This window comes from Pigmentibacter ruber (assembly GCF_009792895.1).
GTDB classification, from domain to species: domain Bacteria; phylum Bdellovibrionota_B; class Oligoflexia; order Silvanigrellales; family Silvanigrellaceae; genus Silvanigrella; species Silvanigrella rubra.
Map to the genome: position 1 here is coordinate 708,325 of NZ_WSSC01000001.1, position 15,751 is coordinate 724,075.

General features: G+C 29.9%; 16 protein-coding genes and 1 pseudogene. 3 read left to right on the forward strand and 14 right to left on the reverse strand.

The annotated features are described in order from the left end of the window. Nucleotides 1–57: 57 nt before the first annotated feature. Together frr and GOY08_RS03000 are read left to right on the forward strand one after the other, a co-directional pair. On the forward strand, nucleotides 58–618 hold the full coding sequence (frr, locus tag GOY08_RS02995; protein WP_158997083.1) for a ribosome recycling factor: 561 nt from the start codon (nucleotides 58–60) through the stop codon (nucleotides 616–618). Nucleotides 619–673: 55 nt separating this feature from the next. Next, nucleotides 674–1,423 (forward strand): substrate-binding periplasmic protein, encoded by a 750-nt coding sequence (locus GOY08_RS03000; RefSeq protein WP_158997084.1) that lies wholly within the window; start codon nucleotides 674–676, stop codon nucleotides 1,421–1,423. An 11-nt stretch (nucleotides 1,424–1,434) separates the two neighbouring features. Here the strand turns inward: GOY08_RS03000 and pgtP are convergent, their stop codons facing one another. From pgtP to GOY08_RS03025, 5 genes are all read right to left on the reverse strand, one after another. After that, complete coding sequence (pgtP, locus tag GOY08_RS03005) at nucleotides 1,435–2,769, reverse strand: phosphoglycerate transporter protein PgtP (protein WP_158997085.1); 1,335 nt, start codon at nucleotides 2,767–2,769, stop codon at nucleotides 1,435–1,437. A gap of 328 nt (nucleotides 2,770–3,097) precedes the next feature. Next, nucleotides 3,098–4,486 carry a hypothetical protein gene (locus tag GOY08_RS03010; RefSeq protein ID WP_158997086.1) on the reverse strand — a complete coding sequence of 463 codons (1,389 nt, stop codon included), beginning with the start codon at nucleotides 4,484–4,486 and terminating at the stop codon, nucleotides 3,098–3,100. 341 nt (nucleotides 4,487–4,827) lie between these two features. Further along, on the reverse strand, nucleotides 4,828–5,421 hold the full coding sequence (locus GOY08_RS03015) for a L,D-transpeptidase family protein (protein WP_158997087.1): 594 nt from the start codon (nucleotides 5,419–5,421) through the stop codon (nucleotides 4,828–4,830). Nucleotides 5,422–5,582: 161 nt separating this feature from the next. Then, nucleotides 5,583–6,371, reverse strand: a complete 789-nt coding sequence (gene folE2, locus GOY08_RS03020) for a GTP cyclohydrolase FolE2 (RefSeq protein WP_158997088.1) — start codon at nucleotides 6,369–6,371, stop codon at nucleotides 5,583–5,585. 29 nt (nucleotides 6,372–6,400) lie between these two features. After that, entirely contained in the window at nucleotides 6,401–6,886 is a 486-nt protein-coding gene (locus GOY08_RS03025; protein WP_158997089.1) for a hypothetical protein, read from the reverse strand. A gap of 97 nt (nucleotides 6,887–6,983) precedes the next feature. On the opposite strand from GOY08_RS03025, the gene GOY08_RS03030 reads away from it, so the two are divergent. After that, nucleotides 6,984–7,391, forward strand: a complete 408-nt coding sequence (locus GOY08_RS03030) for an OsmC family protein (RefSeq protein WP_158997090.1) — start codon at nucleotides 6,984–6,986, stop codon at nucleotides 7,389–7,391. Here GOY08_RS03030 and GOY08_RS03035 read toward each other — a convergent pair. The 9 genes and pseudogenes from GOY08_RS03035 to GOY08_RS03070 all read right to left on the reverse strand — a co-directional run bounded on the left by GOY08_RS03035 (nucleotide 7,381) and on the right by GOY08_RS03070 (nucleotide 15,738). Further along, complete coding sequence (locus GOY08_RS03035; protein WP_158997091.1) at nucleotides 7,381–8,553, reverse strand: metallophosphoesterase; 1,173 nt, start codon at nucleotides 8,551–8,553, stop codon at nucleotides 7,381–7,383. The two genes, GOY08_RS03030 and GOY08_RS03035, sit on opposite strands and share 11 nt — an antisense overlap. 9 nt (nucleotides 8,554–8,562) lie before the next feature. Continuing rightward, nucleotides 8,563–9,867: a type II secretion system minor pseudopilin gene (locus tag GOY08_RS03040; protein ID WP_158997092.1), complete on the reverse strand. Its 1,305-nt coding sequence runs from the start codon at nucleotides 9,865–9,867 to the stop codon at nucleotides 8,563–8,565. After that, nucleotides 9,858–10,622 (reverse strand): prepilin-type N-terminal cleavage/methylation domain-containing protein, encoded by a 765-nt coding sequence (locus tag GOY08_RS03045; RefSeq protein ID WP_158998056.1) that lies wholly within the window; start codon nucleotides 10,620–10,622, stop codon nucleotides 9,858–9,860. Before GOY08_RS03045 ends, GOY08_RS03040 begins: the two co-directional genes overlap by 10 nt. A 5-nt stretch (nucleotides 10,623–10,627) precedes the next feature. Next, nucleotides 10,628–11,359, reverse strand: coding sequence for a type IV pilus modification PilV family protein (locus GOY08_RS15495; protein ID WP_202914012.1), 732 nt, complete (start codon nucleotides 11,357–11,359; stop codon nucleotides 10,628–10,630). Further along, nucleotides 11,331–12,008: a hypothetical protein gene (locus GOY08_RS03055; protein ID WP_235899646.1), complete on the reverse strand. Its 678-nt coding sequence runs from the start codon at nucleotides 12,006–12,008 to the stop codon at nucleotides 11,331–11,333. The genes GOY08_RS15495 and GOY08_RS03055 overlap by 29 nt, the downstream gene beginning before the upstream one ends. Before the next feature lie 39 nt (nucleotides 12,009–12,047). Then, nucleotides 12,048–12,140: pseudogene (locus tag GOY08_RS15720) on the reverse strand (type II secretion system protein); the annotation flags it as partial. 29 nt (nucleotides 12,141–12,169) lie between these two features. Beyond that, nucleotides 12,170–12,628 carry a type II secretion system protein GspG gene (locus GOY08_RS03060; RefSeq protein WP_158998057.1) on the reverse strand — a complete coding sequence of 153 codons (459 nt, stop codon included), beginning with the start codon at nucleotides 12,626–12,628 and terminating at the stop codon, nucleotides 12,170–12,172. A gap of 51 nt (nucleotides 12,629–12,679) precedes the next feature. Further along, a complete protein-coding gene (locus GOY08_RS03065) occupies nucleotides 12,680–13,909 on the reverse strand; it encodes a type II secretion system F family protein (RefSeq protein WP_158997094.1) in 1,230 nt (409 codons plus the stop codon). A 2-nt stretch (nucleotides 13,910–13,911) separates the two neighbouring features. Beyond that, nucleotides 13,912–15,738, reverse strand: a complete 1,827-nt coding sequence (locus GOY08_RS03070) for a GspE/PulE family protein (protein WP_158997095.1) — start codon at nucleotides 15,736–15,738, stop codon at nucleotides 13,912–13,914. Nucleotides 15,739–15,751 lie beyond the last annotated feature (13 nt).

Consider the following 15,751-nt stretch of genomic DNA (forward strand, 5'->3'; position numbering starts at 1 on the left):
AAAAAGCAGTTTTTAACTGCTTTTTTGTTTTTTTAGTTTCTAAGAAAGGAATTTATCATGGATAAAAATCAATTAATAAGTAAAATAAAAGAAGGTATGGAGAAAACAATCTCTTCTTTGCAATCTGACTTACAAAAAGTAAGAACAGGACGTGCATCGGCTTCGTTGCTAGATGATGTACGTGTAGAATCCTATGGTTCTTTAATGCCTTTGACAAAAATTGCTACATTAGCAACTCCAGAAGCAAGATTAATCACAGTAAATCCTTTTGATAAAAGTATGTTATCAGCTGTAGAAAAAGCTATTTTGACATCAGGCTTAGGTTTGACACCAAATAATGATGGTAAAATTATTCGTATACCAATCCCTGCACTTTCAGAAGATCGCCGGAAAGAACTTGCTAAGCAAGTTAAAAAAATTGGTGAAGAGGCTAAAGTAGCAGTCCGTCATCATCGCCAAGAAGGTAACACTAAGGCTAAAGCTTTTCAAAAAGAACATGGATGGTCTGAAGATGAAGTAAAAAGAGCAAGTGATGAAGTCCAAAAATTAACAGATTCTTATGTTAAAAAAGTGGATGAATTATGCGCACAAAAAGAAAAAGAAGTTTTAACAGTTTAAATAAAGCTTTGTAATTATTTTATTTGCTCACTAATTTTTGAAGTAGAGGAAACTTGTGTATATAAAAACTTTTTTCATATTCACATTTTTATCTCTCTTTACTCTTAAAATTTATCCAAAAAATAATGATATTATTATTCTGACTGGTGAATATCCACCTTATAGTTCTCAGCTAATTCCAGGAAATGGAATTGCTGTAGAAATTGTAAAAAAAGTATGTGAACTTGCAAATTTAAATTGTAGTCTGCAATTTTTACCTTGGTTAAGATGTGAATATTTATTAGAAAATGGGAAAGCTTTTGCAGCTTTTCCTTATGCATACTCTGATGAAAGGAAAGAAAAATATTTTTATAGTGAACCCATTTTTTTTGCAGATCCTTATATTTTTATTTATAAAGATAAAATAAAAATAAGTAGTGAAATTTCATTAAATGAAATTAAAAAGCTTGATTTAACAATAGGAATAATACGTGGAAGTTTTTATTCAGAATATTTTCAAAATTTGAAAATAAAATTTGAAGAATCTAGCGATTATTCTTCTCTCTTAAAAAAACTTCTTAATAATAGAATAGACGCGATTGTTGAAGGAATTATAGTTTTAAAATCTGAGATTAAATCTCTAAAACTTCCTAATTTAGATAGAATAAAAAGTATAAGGATTTCTGATTTTAAAAATACTGGCAATATGTTAATTGTCTCAAAAAAATATCCTAATAATCAAGAAATTCTAGAAAAAATGAACTCAGCTATTAAAAAATTGAAAAATAATGGAACAATTGACAAAATAATTAAAAAATATAATTAAAATTTATCAATTTATTTTTCTTGATAGGCTTTTGCTTTTATAAGGAATGCTAGGAAAAAAATTGAGATAGCCGAACATGTTATTAGAGTTATAAAAAAGCTTTCCCAACCAAATTTATCTAAAATCATACCTACTGGGCCGCCTGCAACAAACGCTCCTAAATAACCTATCCATCCTATAAAACCAGTTGAAGTAGCTGCTGCTTTTTTATGAGAAAGTTCAACAGCTGCGATACCTATTAACATTTGTGGACCAAAAACAAAAAAACCTATGGCACCAACCAAAATAGTATCTAACCAAATATATCCTGCACTTAATTGCCAGAAAAAGACTATAAATATTCCCATTAGTAAAGCAAAAAGAAAGTTTACATAACCTCGTCCACCTTTAAAAATGACGTCAGAAAACCAACCAGCTACTATACTTCCAAAAAAACCACCTACTTCAAATGCTGCAATAACAGTACCTGCTGTTGTTGAATTACTGTAACCTTTTTTCTCAATCAAATAAGGCATAGTCCAGTCATTCATAACAATTCTAACTATATAAACAAAAAAATATGCAAAAGCTAATAGCCAAATATACTTATTTTTAAAGATATACTTAAAGAATATTTCTTTTAATGATTTATTATTTTGATCATTTATTATATTTTTTTCTTCATTTTTGTATTTTTCTATTGAAGGAAGACCCAGACTTTCTGGTGTATCACGCAAACGATTTGCTAGAAAAATTCCTATTAAAATTGCAAAAAATCCATTTATCATCATTGCATATCGCCAACCATAAATATTAGCGAGAAAAACAATAATTATTGGAATGATGGCGCCTCCTAAATTATGTGAGGTATTCCAAACTCCCCACCATCTTCCTCTTTCTGATTGAGCATACCAATAGCTCAAAAATTTTGCACAAGGGGGCCAACCAAAACCTTGAAACCAGCCATTTAAAGCCCAGAAAAATACAAATAACCAAAAATAGGAAGACAAACCAAATAATATATTTAATACACCTGTTGCCATTAAGCCAAAGGCCATAAAATAGCGCGCATTTGCGCGATCAGACAATATACCACTTACAAACTTACTAATTCCATAACTTATTGCCAAAACGCTTCCAATCCAACCAAGACTTCCTTTATCAAGTTGTAAATCACTTGCTATGTTTGGCATTACAAATGTAAATGATTTTCTTGTAAAGTAGTATACGGCATAACCAATATACATTGAATAAAAAATTCTTATACGCCAATATTTATAATCAATATCGATTTTTTTAGGATCTATCACTTCTGGGAGTGCTGTTGGTTGCTTAAATTTATTTAAAATTTTGCAGACGAAAGACATATTACTTCCTTTTAATTCTTGTATTTATAAAAAATACATAAAATAAATAAATTAGTTACAAATATTATTTTATTTTAGTAACTATTTAATTGTTGTTTTAACTATCACAAATGTTCATTATTAGCAAAAAAATTGCAGAAATTAATTAGGAAAAACTAATTATATAAATTTATTTAAAATATTATTAATTTTTATTTTTTTGTTTTAATTTTTTAAAAATTTGTATAAATATCTTTATAAATTTTCTTTTTTTAAAATATTTATTATGATTATTTAATGTTAAAAATTAAAATAATTGTTTTAATTATTTTATAAAAAAAATTTTAATTTAATAGTAAGCTTCTAAATTACTAGCTTTAAACTCATTTAAGATAAACAAATAATTGAGTAAGTTTTGTGCAATATATAGAAATTCGTTTCTGTTTTTATTAATATTTTTTGTTATTTTCAAATAAATATTTCCAATTATTTCATAATTTAACTGAATTTTTTCTCTTGTAATAAAAGAAATTGTTTCATCAAGTAATTTTTTATTACTAAATAAAAAATTTGAGTTAAATTGACTAGTATGAATTAAAGTCCTTTCTAATAAAATAGGATTACTTTTGAAATATTCTTTTGAATCTTTAAATATTTTTTCTGCAAGTTCAGGAAAAAGAAGTTTTTTATTTTTTTTGAGATGTATAGCTTTTAAATAAGCTTTAATTATTTGTTCTTCGCGTAAGTATGATTTTTTTATTTTATAGATAGTTAATGCTAATTCTTTATTAGGAAGTTGGAATTCTGTGTTGCGATGGAAGCTATAATCAGAAATTTTATAATTTTCATTTAAATCAAGTGAAATATCAAAAAAATCTTGTACATCTTTATATTGGATATTAGAAATATCCAAAAAATTAAATATTTCATAATTATTTCCATTGAATTTTAAGTAAAGCATTAAATTACTATTATTTTTTTTATTCTCAATAAATTTTTTTATCAAAAAATCATACAGATGATATCTATAATTATCGTTTGTTATAGGGATAAAGTTAATTAGAATATCTTTGTGTAGATCTAATAATACTTTTGTTAAATTACAACTACTATCTATTAAATCAAAGTTAGTATTCAACATTTGAATGGCATAATCAATTCTTTCATCTGTAGAGGATTTTGAATAAGCTGAAGAAATGAAAGTCTTTTCAATTTGTTGTGGTGTTAACTTTGATAATAAATTTTTATCTTTTAAAATTTGATAAAGCAGTAAATTATTAATAGGTGATTTGTTTTTTAATTTATGTACATTTAATTCTGGTAATATAAATTGATATCCATTTCTCAAATCCTCAATACTAATAAAATTAGATTTTTTTTGCAATATTACAGTAGCAATACCAGCATCTAAAACATCAAAGTCAATTTCATATTGTTCATTTTTGTCTGGATTAACAATGGCAAGAAAAAGTAGGCCAATTTTTTTATTTGGAAATTTTTCTATTTCAGTAATCAGTTTAGAATTTAATGAGTGTAATTTTTTTTTAAGAGAAGAAACAATTGTCTTTTCTGTTGTAGTTTTAATTTTTTTATTTAAATCATGAGTTTTTTTTATTTCTTTAAGAAAAGAAACTATTTTACTATCTTCATATATTTTTGAATAATAAGATTTTTCATTTATTTTTGCGTGCACTTCAAAGTTTATTATAAATATTATAATTACTGTTAGTAATTTCATGATTTTAACTTTCAAAATAAGCATTACTTAATATTTATGAATTAAAGTTAATTCATAATGAGTAAATATTTTGATATCAATTAAATTTTTTGAAATCAATATTATAAAAAATGTTTCTTTAAAAATATTAAGGCAATGAATTGTAAATAAAAATTATAATTAAAAATAATAGATTGATTTATAAAAAAATAAATTTTAGATAAATAATTAGAGTGTTTAATAAATAATGTCAGTTAAGTTAGGTACATGTTCTTTTTCTAAATATACATTCTCAACACTTAAGTGGCATTAATATTAATTTTACTAAGTAAAATCCGATGAATTTTTGAAGCTAAAAAAAATCATTGGATTATGATCTGTGATGAAGAGTCTAAATTTTCTAATATTTCAATTAAATCTTTTTCACTAAAGGCAACACAACCCGCAGTTGATTTGGTCGTAGAAGATTTTACATGTAAAAATATTGCACTTCCCTTAGCTTTGACAACAGGCTCGTCATTATATCCTATGACTAAAATAATATCATAAAGGTGATCATCTCGCCATAAATTTTCGTGAGAATAAGGGAAAGGAAGTTTTATATATTTATTATAATGGGGCGATTGAGGATCATCGCACCAACCATCATCTTTCTGTATTTTTTGAAGGGGAATTTTTAAACTATTAATTTTATTACCTATTCTGTCTTCTCTATAAAAGATTTTTCTAATAGGATATTTTCCTAACGGCGTGGACAAGTCACCTTCTTTTTTATTTGAAGTCGTACTGTTTTTTCCTAAAACGCAAGAATATGTTTTATTATTTATTTTGGCAGTACAATTAGATTCTCCACGTACTCCATTGATTTCTAAATTTAGACCGAAAATGAATTGCTGAATATTGATGACAATAAAAATTAAGATGAAATATTTAATAAAAATGATGAAAGATTTCATAAATTCCTTTAGACAAAATAAAGTTAAAAAAATATTAAATCTAAAATAACAAAATAAATAGATATGAAAAGATAAAGCATATGATTAAAAAATGGATTAGCAATCGTGTTCAAGATTTTGTGTATTTCTAGAACGATACTAAGCAAGAATTTAAAATAATATCAAAATAAGTCTTCACTCATCACTTGTGCCCACGCATTATGATTATGAATCGATTCAAAATTTTCAGCAGTGATCTCAAATTTTAATTTGTTATCTTTTTCTTTTAGGTGAATAGCCGCTTCACGAACTAAATCTTCTACAAATCTAGGAGTGTTATATGCTTTTTCAGTAACAAATTTTTCATCTACTCTTTTTAAAATTGGATATACTGCAGAACTTGCTGATAATTCTGCAATATCAATGCAATCATGAATAGAAAGTGTGGGTTGCCAAAGTTTTAGTGTAATAAAACTACGTTGACTATGTGCTCCGTATTCAGAAATTGCTTTACTACAAGGGCAAAGACTTTTGATGGGAACTTTTACCTGTAAAATAATTTCATTCATTTTTGTGTTAAGATTTGAGCTCACCTCAACAGTAACATCGACATTTGTTATGCCTTTAATTTTAGATATAGGTGCTTCTTTTTCATAAAAATATTGAAAGGAGGTTTTAATATAAGCTTTGGAACTTTCCAAGCGATTATTGATTTCTTCTGCCATTTGTTCAAGTTTTTGAAGGTTTAAGTGAGAACCAAATTCATAAAGAACACTTGGAAAACGGCTCATATGAGTTCCTTTTTTATGGGCGGGTAGCTCAACAAAAAAAGAGAAATTTGCAGTTGATGGTAAAACACTTTGTGTTGTTTGATTTAGATCTTCAAAAAGGATGGGATAATTTACTTCAGTAATCCCAACTTTAGCTATTTTTACCATTCTTTGATCAGGAGTTGCTTGAGTATCTTGCATAAAAGGCTTTCTAACGCTTATTTATAATTTTATTTGTTTAAACCACTTGGAAATCCCATGAAATTAGGTCTACCAATTTCTTTGCGAAAAGTCCAAGGGGTACCTAATAGCAATAAAATAACGGCTATTGTACAATAAATTGCTGAAGATTTGTATTTTTGGACAGAAAGTTTAGATTTCTTAGTTTTAATCCGGCCAATTTGAATAAAAATAACAAATAATAGCATTGTAAAAATATGCTCAATTCCCCAGAATCGAAGAACTGTGCTTTTCATAGTAATGCTAATATTATTCAATGCAGCTTGCGAGATTGGGCTTAAAGCAAAATAAAGAATGAGCCCCATAACGAGTTGTAAATGAGTCAATCCGAGCAAAACTCCACCAAAAATGTGATCTTTTTTTGTATATTCTGATTTTTTAAACCATCCTATGTATGAACGATACAAAACAAGAAGCAATAATAGTGCGATGAGCCATCTCGTCCAAGAGTGAATAAATACAATACTTTCTAACATAAGCAAAACTCCTTTATCTTGACCATATATCCAAGCAGTGCTATTTCTCCCAGTGCCTCGCAGTCCAGAATATCAAATCTTTTAATAGGATTTTTCAATGTCTAATCTATTTAAAGGTCAGTTAGCAGCACCTCAGACAACTGAAATAACACATATCAACTCAGGAGCTACCATAAAAACAACCGCACCTAAAGATAATGGTGGTGATGGAAGTCTTTTTTCTCCAACTGATTTATTTTGCGCTTCATTGGGGGCTTGTGGAACGACTATTATGTCAATGTTTGCCACCGATCATGCTATTCCATTGTCAAATATTAAATTTGAAGTTGAAAAAATAATGCAAAGTGCACCTAGAAAAGTAGCAAAAATTATTGTGAAGTATTTTATTCATTCGAATTGTAGTGATGACCAATTTAAACGTTTAATTGCAGCTGGTAAAGCCTGTCCAGTAAAATTAACAATTCAAGAATGTGTTGAAATTGAAGAAAGTTATATCAGGGTTTAATATACTTTTGTTGTTTAAAAGTTAATAATGATATTTCACATTCAGTACCTAAACGCATTGGCGGCCCCCAAAAACCAGTACCTTGATTTACATAAATCTGTTGCTGATCGTTTAATCTGTAAAGACCTTTCACATATTTTTGATCTTTTTTAACTAAATAATTTAATGGCCAGATTTGCCCACCATGAGTGTGCCCTGAAATTTGAATGTCAATAAATGGAAATTGGGGTATAAGCCTTGCATCCTTAGGTTGGTGCGCAAGTAAAATATTTAGAGCATTTTCGGTTTTAAAACCTTTTTGTTCTAAATGCATGACGGCCTGATGCAGTCTTTTATCAAGTTTTCTTGGAATTTTTTCATAACTAAGCCAGTGTCTATCTTCAATTCCTATTATATTTAAATTTAAACTTTCAATTTCAATAGAGCAAGATGAATTTGAAATTACTTTCCATTTGAATTTTTCCAGAAAATGTTTTTTCCAATTTATAGGGCCGCTATAATATTCATGATTACCTGTGATATAGAAAATTCCATGCTTAGCATATAAATTTTCTAAAGGTGCAATTTCTTTTTTGAGTTGATTTAATGATCCATCCATTAAATCACCTGTTATAAATATAATATCTGGTTTTAAACTGTTTACTTGTTCAGTTAAATGACGCATTTTTTTTCTACCAATCAACCCAGAAACATGAATATCACTTAATACTACAAACTTTAATTCATTTATAATTTCAGGAAGATTATTTCTGATAGGAATTTCAGTTTTTATCACTGTAGGTTTTTTTAAAGCCTGGTATATTGAAAATAAAGTTAAAATTAAACCTAAAGCAAGAACAAAAAAACTTAAAAATTTAGAACTATAATTATTATAATTTAAATATACACTTAATGGTGATGTTAAAATACAGATAACTGTAAAAATAAAAGCTGTTCCCATCCAAATGAACATTATGGTTTCAAATATTTTTCTTAAAAAATGAGGAACAAGACGTAAAATAATAAAACCAAAAAAAGTCATTGCCCATAAACAAATAAATGTTGATATCCAAAAAGGATTTTTTCCAAAAAGGGGATAAATTATTCTAAGATATAAATAATAATGACCTAGTAAGGTTACAGTTAAGGCAGCAGTTATAGAAAATAGCATTTTTAAAAACATAAAAATAACCTATTTCCACATTGAGTATAGTATTTGAAAACTTCCGTCTTTCTTTTGATTTTTATCGCTTTGCTGATTTTTATCATCGGGTTGGTTTTTGTTCCCGTCCTTATTTTTGTCTCCAGCTTGATTCTTGTCATTTGTTTGGTTTTTATCATTAGCCTTATTTTTGTCATTGGCTTGGTTTTTATCATTAGCTTGATTTTTATTTCCAGAAGATTTGTTATCATCCATTTGAACGACAACAACAAGAGTTTTTTCAACCCCATTGACGACCCCTCTAGATTCAATTCTAAAAATATTGTCAGTATTTCCAAAAAGCAGATCTGTTATCTTATCGGTATCTTGAGTATCTTTATAGCCACTAATATTTTTTGATAACCAGTCTTTGGGATTATCTTTAAATTTTTCTTTTTCTTTTTTTAATTCAAAACGATCCCAATCTTGCTCATTGATTTCTTGACCTGGGGGCGTCAATAATGCAGCAATTAATTCAATAGGTGCAGAATTTATATTTAGACTTTTATTTTTGCCTGAGATAGGCCAAATTGTGAAATATGGGGAAAATATATTATAAATGTCATCTATATGGAAACCTGGAATTCTTCTCAATTCTTCTAAACTTTCAAGTGCTCCATTTTTGGGTTTATATTTTAATCCTAACTCTGAATATGCTGCCAGTGCTCCTGTCTGTTGATAGCCATTAGTATTCGATTTTTTGATATATGCTGCTAGATTGTCAACCATCTGTTGTGGAGTATATCCATACATTTCTAAAACTTTTGCAGCATCTGGGTACGCAAATATTCTAAGGAAAGCTTTTTGTGCGTCGGCGGATAAATTCGCTTGCAATAAATTTAAATTTAATTTTGAATTTTCAGAAGTTATATTCAATACAAAATATCCTGGAATTGCTTTTAAAGCTTCTTGTATTTTTGGTGAAATTGCTTTGGTAAAATTTCCTCCAGACAGTTCTTCTAATTTTGCTAAACCAGAAGATCCAATTGGTTGTCCATTGATCAAAGAATACATATTTTTTGGAATTGGAATTAATGGATTACCTTCATATTTAGCTGCAAGTTGGTTCATATTAAGCATTATTTTTGCAAATTCAATCCCAGATATTGCACTTGCTTGAGCATCTAAACCATTACGTTCTTCGATAGCACCTCTTGCGCCAACTTGGGTTTGATAAACAATATCACCAATAACACCCATTATCATTGCTACAAATACAAGAACAAATATTAGAGCAAAACCTTGGTCGTATTTTTTTAGTATTTTTTTGACAATTAATTTAACTATTATTGCCATTTGAAATCTCCCGATGAAGGTTCTGTTACTTCTTGAGCACCATTGCTGCTTAAAACATATGCAATAGTGTCTAAAGCAAAGCTTCTTCTTTCTTTTTTTGTGTTTGGAGAAAGATCGAGAATTTGTTTTTCTGAGCTAGATTCAGGGAAATAAGTTTCTAAATGAATTTTTACCAGTTTGGGTATTTTATTTTGCGTGTCATTTGCAGAGCTATCCCATTCTTTTTGATATTCATTTCCATTCCAAAATTCTAAAGAAAAACTTTTTAAATCAGGAACCAAGACTTCTTGAAATCCAACTCCAGAGTTTTCTATATTTTCAACCATATCAGTATCAACAACTCTAATGAGTTCAAGTTTTTTTGAATCTTTATTATTAGGTCTAATATAGTAACGGACATACGCCAAGTTACTTTGAGTAGAATTTCCAAGTAAAGATCTAAAATTTTGAACAGCGAGTATTAGATTTTCATTTTTAAAACTAAACTTTGGTGGAACAGCTCGAACAGATAAATTAAGCGAAGCTAAATCATTAGGATTAGATACATAAGAACTTTGAATGTCACTATAAATTTTATCCATCGCCATATTGATAGCGTGTTGCACAGAATTGTGTGCTGTTACTTTTTCGCGGGTTTCAATTTGATTTGTCAAAATATTAATAGTTAACATCCCAATTGTTGCTAAAATAGAAATAGCTAAAACAATTTCTATCAACGTAAATCCTTCTTGTTTCTTAATAATTGTAATTTGCATTGAATTTACCGATTACCTGTATTGTTGTTATTGTTTCCATTATTATTTTGATTATTACCGTTATTACTATTATTTTGATTGTTACCGTTATTACTATTATTTTGATTGTTACCGTTATTATTACTGCTACCAGGAGGGTCAGGAAGATTAATATTTGCAAATGTATTTTTATCTACAAAAAAGAAACCCTCATTGATAGTTTTATTTACTATACCACTTGTCCATTTTACTTCGATTAAAAAGTTACTAAAAAAACCGTTTGGACTTGATCCAGCACTACTATCTAATACCGACGTTATTGAAGCCAGCATTCTATCCACATCTTGATTTTCGTTACCTTGTGGATTGACTATATTATATATTCCAATGGCACTAGTTAAAAATTGTGATATTTTAACTTCTTTTAATTCTTTTCTTTTTAAAGAAATACTAAATTGTGAATCAGTGACCCAAGGATAATTTTTTTCTTCAGGTAATTTATCTTGACCTTGTGTTTCAATAACATATTGCATTTGTGCGATTGCTGAACGGGCAGCCCAAGATCCTTTCATCCCGTCAGAGGCAATTTGGGTGACTGAAATAATAGATGATTGTAATCCAACTATACTTGCAACTGTAACGGATAAAATAGCTATTGCAAGAATACATTCAAATAAAGTAAAACCTTCAGCAGTTTGCATTTTAATTAAATTATTTTTAAAAAGATTATTATCTTTTAGGTAATGAAAAATTTGCATCTTGAAAACCTTCTAGCAAATTACACTCACCTGTCAGTGAATTTAAATTTAAAGTATATTTTGGCCCAGTTTCACTGATAGTATTAGGATTATCTTTATTTGCCATTGCAAGTTTTATTGAAGTAGACGTTGCTGTTCCGTTAGGTAAGAAATAGATGTAGGCAAATTCTTTTTTTGTTTTGTCCGAACTAGATAAAATTTCTACATAATCAAATTTTTTTGCTGATAAACTTGATAGAACTTGCGCAAAAATAATTCCACTAGAAAGTTTTTGGCGATAAATAACAGCATCATTTATTTCTTTCCAATCAACAGGTTTTAATACTTTGCGTTGGACAACAGCAATGCTCCGAATGGAATAATTTTTATTATCTCCAGAAGTAGTTGGCATTGGTCTATCTGCAAGGTCTTTATACTTTTCATCTAATATTTTTAAAATTTCTGCTCTTTTGTCACGTTTTTGCAGACTTTCTGATTCTGAATCAGAATCTAGTAAAGGAGGTCTTCCTTCGTAACCAAGTGGAGCTTGTTCAACCCAAAATTCACTATTTTTGATATCAAAAACCATTCGATGCATTCTTCCTGAAAAGATTGCATCATCATAGGCACTGCGAATTTGAGCTGTTAGATTTCTTAAACTAGTAGACATTTGGGAGTCCACGGAAAGCTTTAAATTAGGAATAATAACAACTGCTATAGTCCCTATTAGAGCTAAAACAATAATAATCTCAAAAAGAGAAAACCCGTGTTGATTGTTTTTTTTTCCAAAAACTTTTCGCATGGAGCAAAAGAAGCTAATCAAATTAGAGTTCAGTTTTGTGCTCCTGCTTCACTAGATTTGCAATCTACTTTCTTGCCATTAAGGTAACAAAGAGATGCTGCACTATTGGCTGTGCCTTCTGGACCATTAGAAATAATAAGTGGACCTTTTGGAGTTAACTTATATTCAAAAGGATTACCCCAACCATCTTTTAAATCATCTTCAGAAGCAATGGGTGCTCCAGGATTTGTAGTTAATGATTGTAAACCTTGTCCAGTTGTTGGAAACTTTCCTTGTGCCAATTGAAACTGAATTAATTTTGATTGTAGAGTATAAGCCTTAGTATCAGTAATACCAGACTTTGCTTGTTCGTTACTTCCAGAAATACGTGCAACGATGATTCCCATTAAAGTACCAATTATGGCAACCACAATGATAATTTCCATCAAGGAAAATCCAGCTTGGCAATTTAAATCTTTTTTCACACGTAAAAAATTTTTTATTTTCATAAAATAGAACTCCATCTCCAAAGAAGAATACGATTATACAAATATCTAAATTCAGTGCAACTGATTCATAGCCGCCATCATAGGTCCTATGACAGACATTACCATCACGAAGACGACTCCTGCCATAAAAATCATCATTGCTGGTTCTATCAATCGTGTTGTTACCACAATTTGATTGTTTACATCATCATCATAAACATTGGAAATATTAACAAGCATTTCTTCAAGTTGTCCCGTTTTTTCGCCTGTTTTTAACATATGGATAACCATGGTTGGAAATTTACCAGTTCTTTCAAGAGCAATTGCTAGTTTGTCGCCGTCTTGTACTTTAACAATAGCCTCGTCTAAGGCTTTTTCCATCACACTATTTCCCACAACTTTCCTAGTTAACTGCAAACCTTCAACTATTCGTACACCACTAGACAATATTGTAGAAAGAGTTTTTGAAAAGCGTGAAATGGTTACTTTTTGGATGAGCGGTCCGATCACTGGTGCTGTATACATAATTGTATCCAGTTTTTGGCGACCTTTTTCAGTCTTTGACCAAGAATAAGTACCAAAAATTGCTAGTCCTAAAAATACCACACAAATGAGCCACCAATCTTGCATCCAATTAGAAATGTCGTTCATTAATACTGTATACCAAGGTAAAGTAACTTTTAATGTAGTAAAAGATTTTGTCATTTGTGGCATTACTTTTACAAATAAATAAATAACAACTGCGATTGCCATTACGACCATAAGAGCTGGATAAGTTAAAGCTCCAACTACTTTTCTTTTAATTTCTATCTGGTAATTAATAAATTCTGATAATCTTTGCATTACTAAAGGCAATGCACCAGCTTTTTCCGCAGCTGCAATCATATTTGTATAAATTGAAGAAAAAACTTTTGGGAAATTTTTATGTGCATCGGATAAAGATTTTCCTTCAGATACAAGTTCACGCATTTTAACATATACAGATTTCAATTCATCATTTTCTACTTGATCAGCAATTGCACGCAAAGCATCGTTGATATCTACTGCTGAACGTAACAAAATAGCGAATTGTTTTGTAGCATTAGCAATGTCCTCAGGCTTGGGAGGTTTACGATTTAGCATTGCAATAATGCCTGATTTTCCTTCAGCTGCACTTGCTCTGCTATCAATCTTTAATTCAAGAACGTAGATACCTTGTTTCTTTAATTTTTGTTTTGCATCTTTAGGTGATTCTGCTTCTATATATGCTTTTAATTTTTTTCCTGTGCGTGCATTTTGCCCTTTGTAAGAATACATAGGCATAACTATTTCACCTCTTCTTGTTCATGTTCGGATTGAGTTGCGTAGAGTGCTTCTTCTAAAGTTGTTTCACCATTTAAAAAGCGCTCATGCGCTGAATCTCGGAGGGTTTTCATTCCTCTTTGCACACACATTTTTTTCAAACTAGCTCCATCAGAGCTCTTTAAGACAAAATTTCGGACGTGTTCATCAAATACAAGCAACTCATAGATCCCAATACGACCAGCGTATCCATTATTTTTACAATTACTACACCCACCATCACGCGCTTTATAGAAAACCTTTCCAGTTGTTTGCTTTGGAGCTAATCCTAGTAAACTCAATTCTTCAGCTGTGTGTTGAGTTTGTTCTTTGCAATTTGGGCAGACTCGTCTGACAAGTCTTACTGCTAAAATAGCAACAACGGCAGTGGTAATTTGAAATGGCTCAATGCCAAAATCAACTAAACGAGTTACAGAAGCAGCTGTGTCGTTAGTGTGTAATGTACTAAATACCAAGTGACCCGTAATAGAAGCCTGTACCGCAATTTGCGCAGTTTCAGAGTCACGAATTTCACCAATTAAAATTATGTTTGGGTTTTGCCGTAAAATGGATCGCAAAGCAGCTGCAAACGTGAGTCCTGCTTTATCATTTACTTCTACTTGACTCACACCTGGTAATTGAATTTCCACAGGGTCTTCAACTGTAATAATACTTACATCAGGTTTATTAATATGCATTAAAGCAGAAGCAAGCGTCGTAGTTTTTCCTGAACCAGTTGGTCCAGTGACTAAAACAATACCATGTTTTTGATTTACAACTTGCTTAAAGCTTTTTAGGAGTGCTTTTGGCATACCAATATCTTCCAAATTTGGCAGACCACCGGACTTATCCAAAATACGTAACACTATTCTTTCACCAAATTTTATCGGTAATGTACTTACACGCACATCAATTTCACGGGTACCAACTTTTAAAGTAATACGCCCATCTTGAGGTAAACGGCTCTCAGCAATATTTAACTTCGCTAAAATTTTGATGCGCGTAGAAACACTCGACTGATATTTTTTTGGAATGACTCTAACTTCACGCAATCTACCATCTACACGAAACCGCACTGATACGCGATCTTCAAATGGTTCAATATGAATATCGGAAGCTTTTTCTGTAATACTCCGCCGAATAATGGCTGTTACTTCTTTCCTAACTGGTGCTTCTTCATTATCTTGTAAAAGATTATGAGCAACATCAAGCCCTTCAATTCCATCTATATCGTCGTCTGATGTTGCTGTTAATCCTTTATTTTGATCAACAAGCTCTTGTCTTTCAAAAACATTATTTATTGCAGCTTCGACTAAATCTTTTGGGGCAACCACTCTTTTAATATTTTTATTTAACAAAACTCTTAAATCATCAATACTAACTGTATCTAAAGGGTTTGCTACCGCTACTGTTACGTTAAGTTCGTCTTCTGAAATAGGGACAAACATGTGTTGTAAACAAAAACTAATATTTAATTTTTCTATTAGTTTAGGATCGATTTCATGGAATGGAAAATTATCTCTGAACTCTAAATTTAAGTGAATAGATAGTGCTTTTAACATATCTACTTCTTGAATAAGCTCATTTTCAATTAATATTTCACTTAAAGTACGGTTTGTTGCTTGTTGTTCAAGAATTGCTTCTTCAATATTGTTTTGTGGTACTTTAAAATCATTAAATAAGATATCTTCCAAATTTCTGTTTTTGGAAGAAAATTCTGTTGTAGAAAACTGGTCAGGATTCACTTTAATTTTAGATAAAATGAGTTTTGCCGCATCTTCAACTGTTAAATTTGTTTGCTCAGTTGCCATTGTTTTGATCTGA

Coding starts and splice junctions, on each gene's coding strand:
- GOY08_RS03030 (WP_158997090.1), top strand. CDS start 6,984: ATGTCTAATCTATTTAAAGGTCAGTTAGCAGCACCTCAGACAACTGAA.
- GOY08_RS03040 (WP_158997092.1), bottom strand. CDS start 9,867: ATGGCAATAATAGTTAAATTAATTGTCAAAAAAATACTAAAAAAATAC.
- GOY08_RS03045 (WP_158998056.1), bottom strand. CDS start 10,622: ATGCAAATTACAATTATTAAGAAACAAGAAGGATTTACGTTGATAGAA.
- GOY08_RS03010 (WP_158997086.1), bottom strand. CDS start 4,486: ATGAAATTACTAACAGTAATTATAATATTTATAATAAACTTTGAAGTG.
- GOY08_RS03060 (WP_158998057.1), bottom strand. CDS start 12,628: ATGAAAATAAAAAATTTTTTACGTGTGAAAAAAGATTTAAATTGCCAA.
- GOY08_RS03055 (WP_235899646.1), bottom strand. CDS start 12,008: ATGTCTACTAGTTTAAGAAATCTAACAGCTCAAATTCGCAGTGCCTAT.
- GOY08_RS03025 (WP_158997089.1), bottom strand. CDS start 6,886: ATGTTAGAAAGTATTGTATTTATTCACTCTTGGACGAGATGGCTCATC.
- frr (WP_158997083.1), top strand. CDS start 58: ATGGATAAAAATCAATTAATAAGTAAAATAAAAGAAGGTATGGAGAAA.
- folE2 (WP_158997088.1), bottom strand. CDS start 6,371: ATGCAAGATACTCAAGCAACTCCTGATCAAAGAATGGTAAAAATAGCT.
- GOY08_RS03070 (WP_158997095.1), bottom strand. CDS start 15,738: ATGGCAACTGAGCAAACAAATTTAACAGTTGAAGATGCGGCAAAACTC.
- GOY08_RS03065 (WP_158997094.1), bottom strand. CDS start 13,909: ATGCCTATGTATTCTTACAAAGGGCAAAATGCACGCACAGGAAAAAAA.
- GOY08_RS15495 (WP_202914012.1), bottom strand. CDS start 11,359: ATGCAAATTTTTCATTACCTAAAAGATAATAATCTTTTTAAAAATAAT.
- GOY08_RS03015 (WP_158997087.1), bottom strand. CDS start 5,421: ATGAAATCTTTCATCATTTTTATTAAATATTTCATCTTAATTTTTATT.
- GOY08_RS03035 (WP_158997091.1), bottom strand. CDS start 8,553: ATGTTTTTAAAAATGCTATTTTCTATAACTGCTGCCTTAACTGTAACC.
- pgtP (WP_158997085.1), bottom strand. CDS start 2,769: ATGTCTTTCGTCTGCAAAATTTTAAATAAATTTAAGCAACCAACAGCA.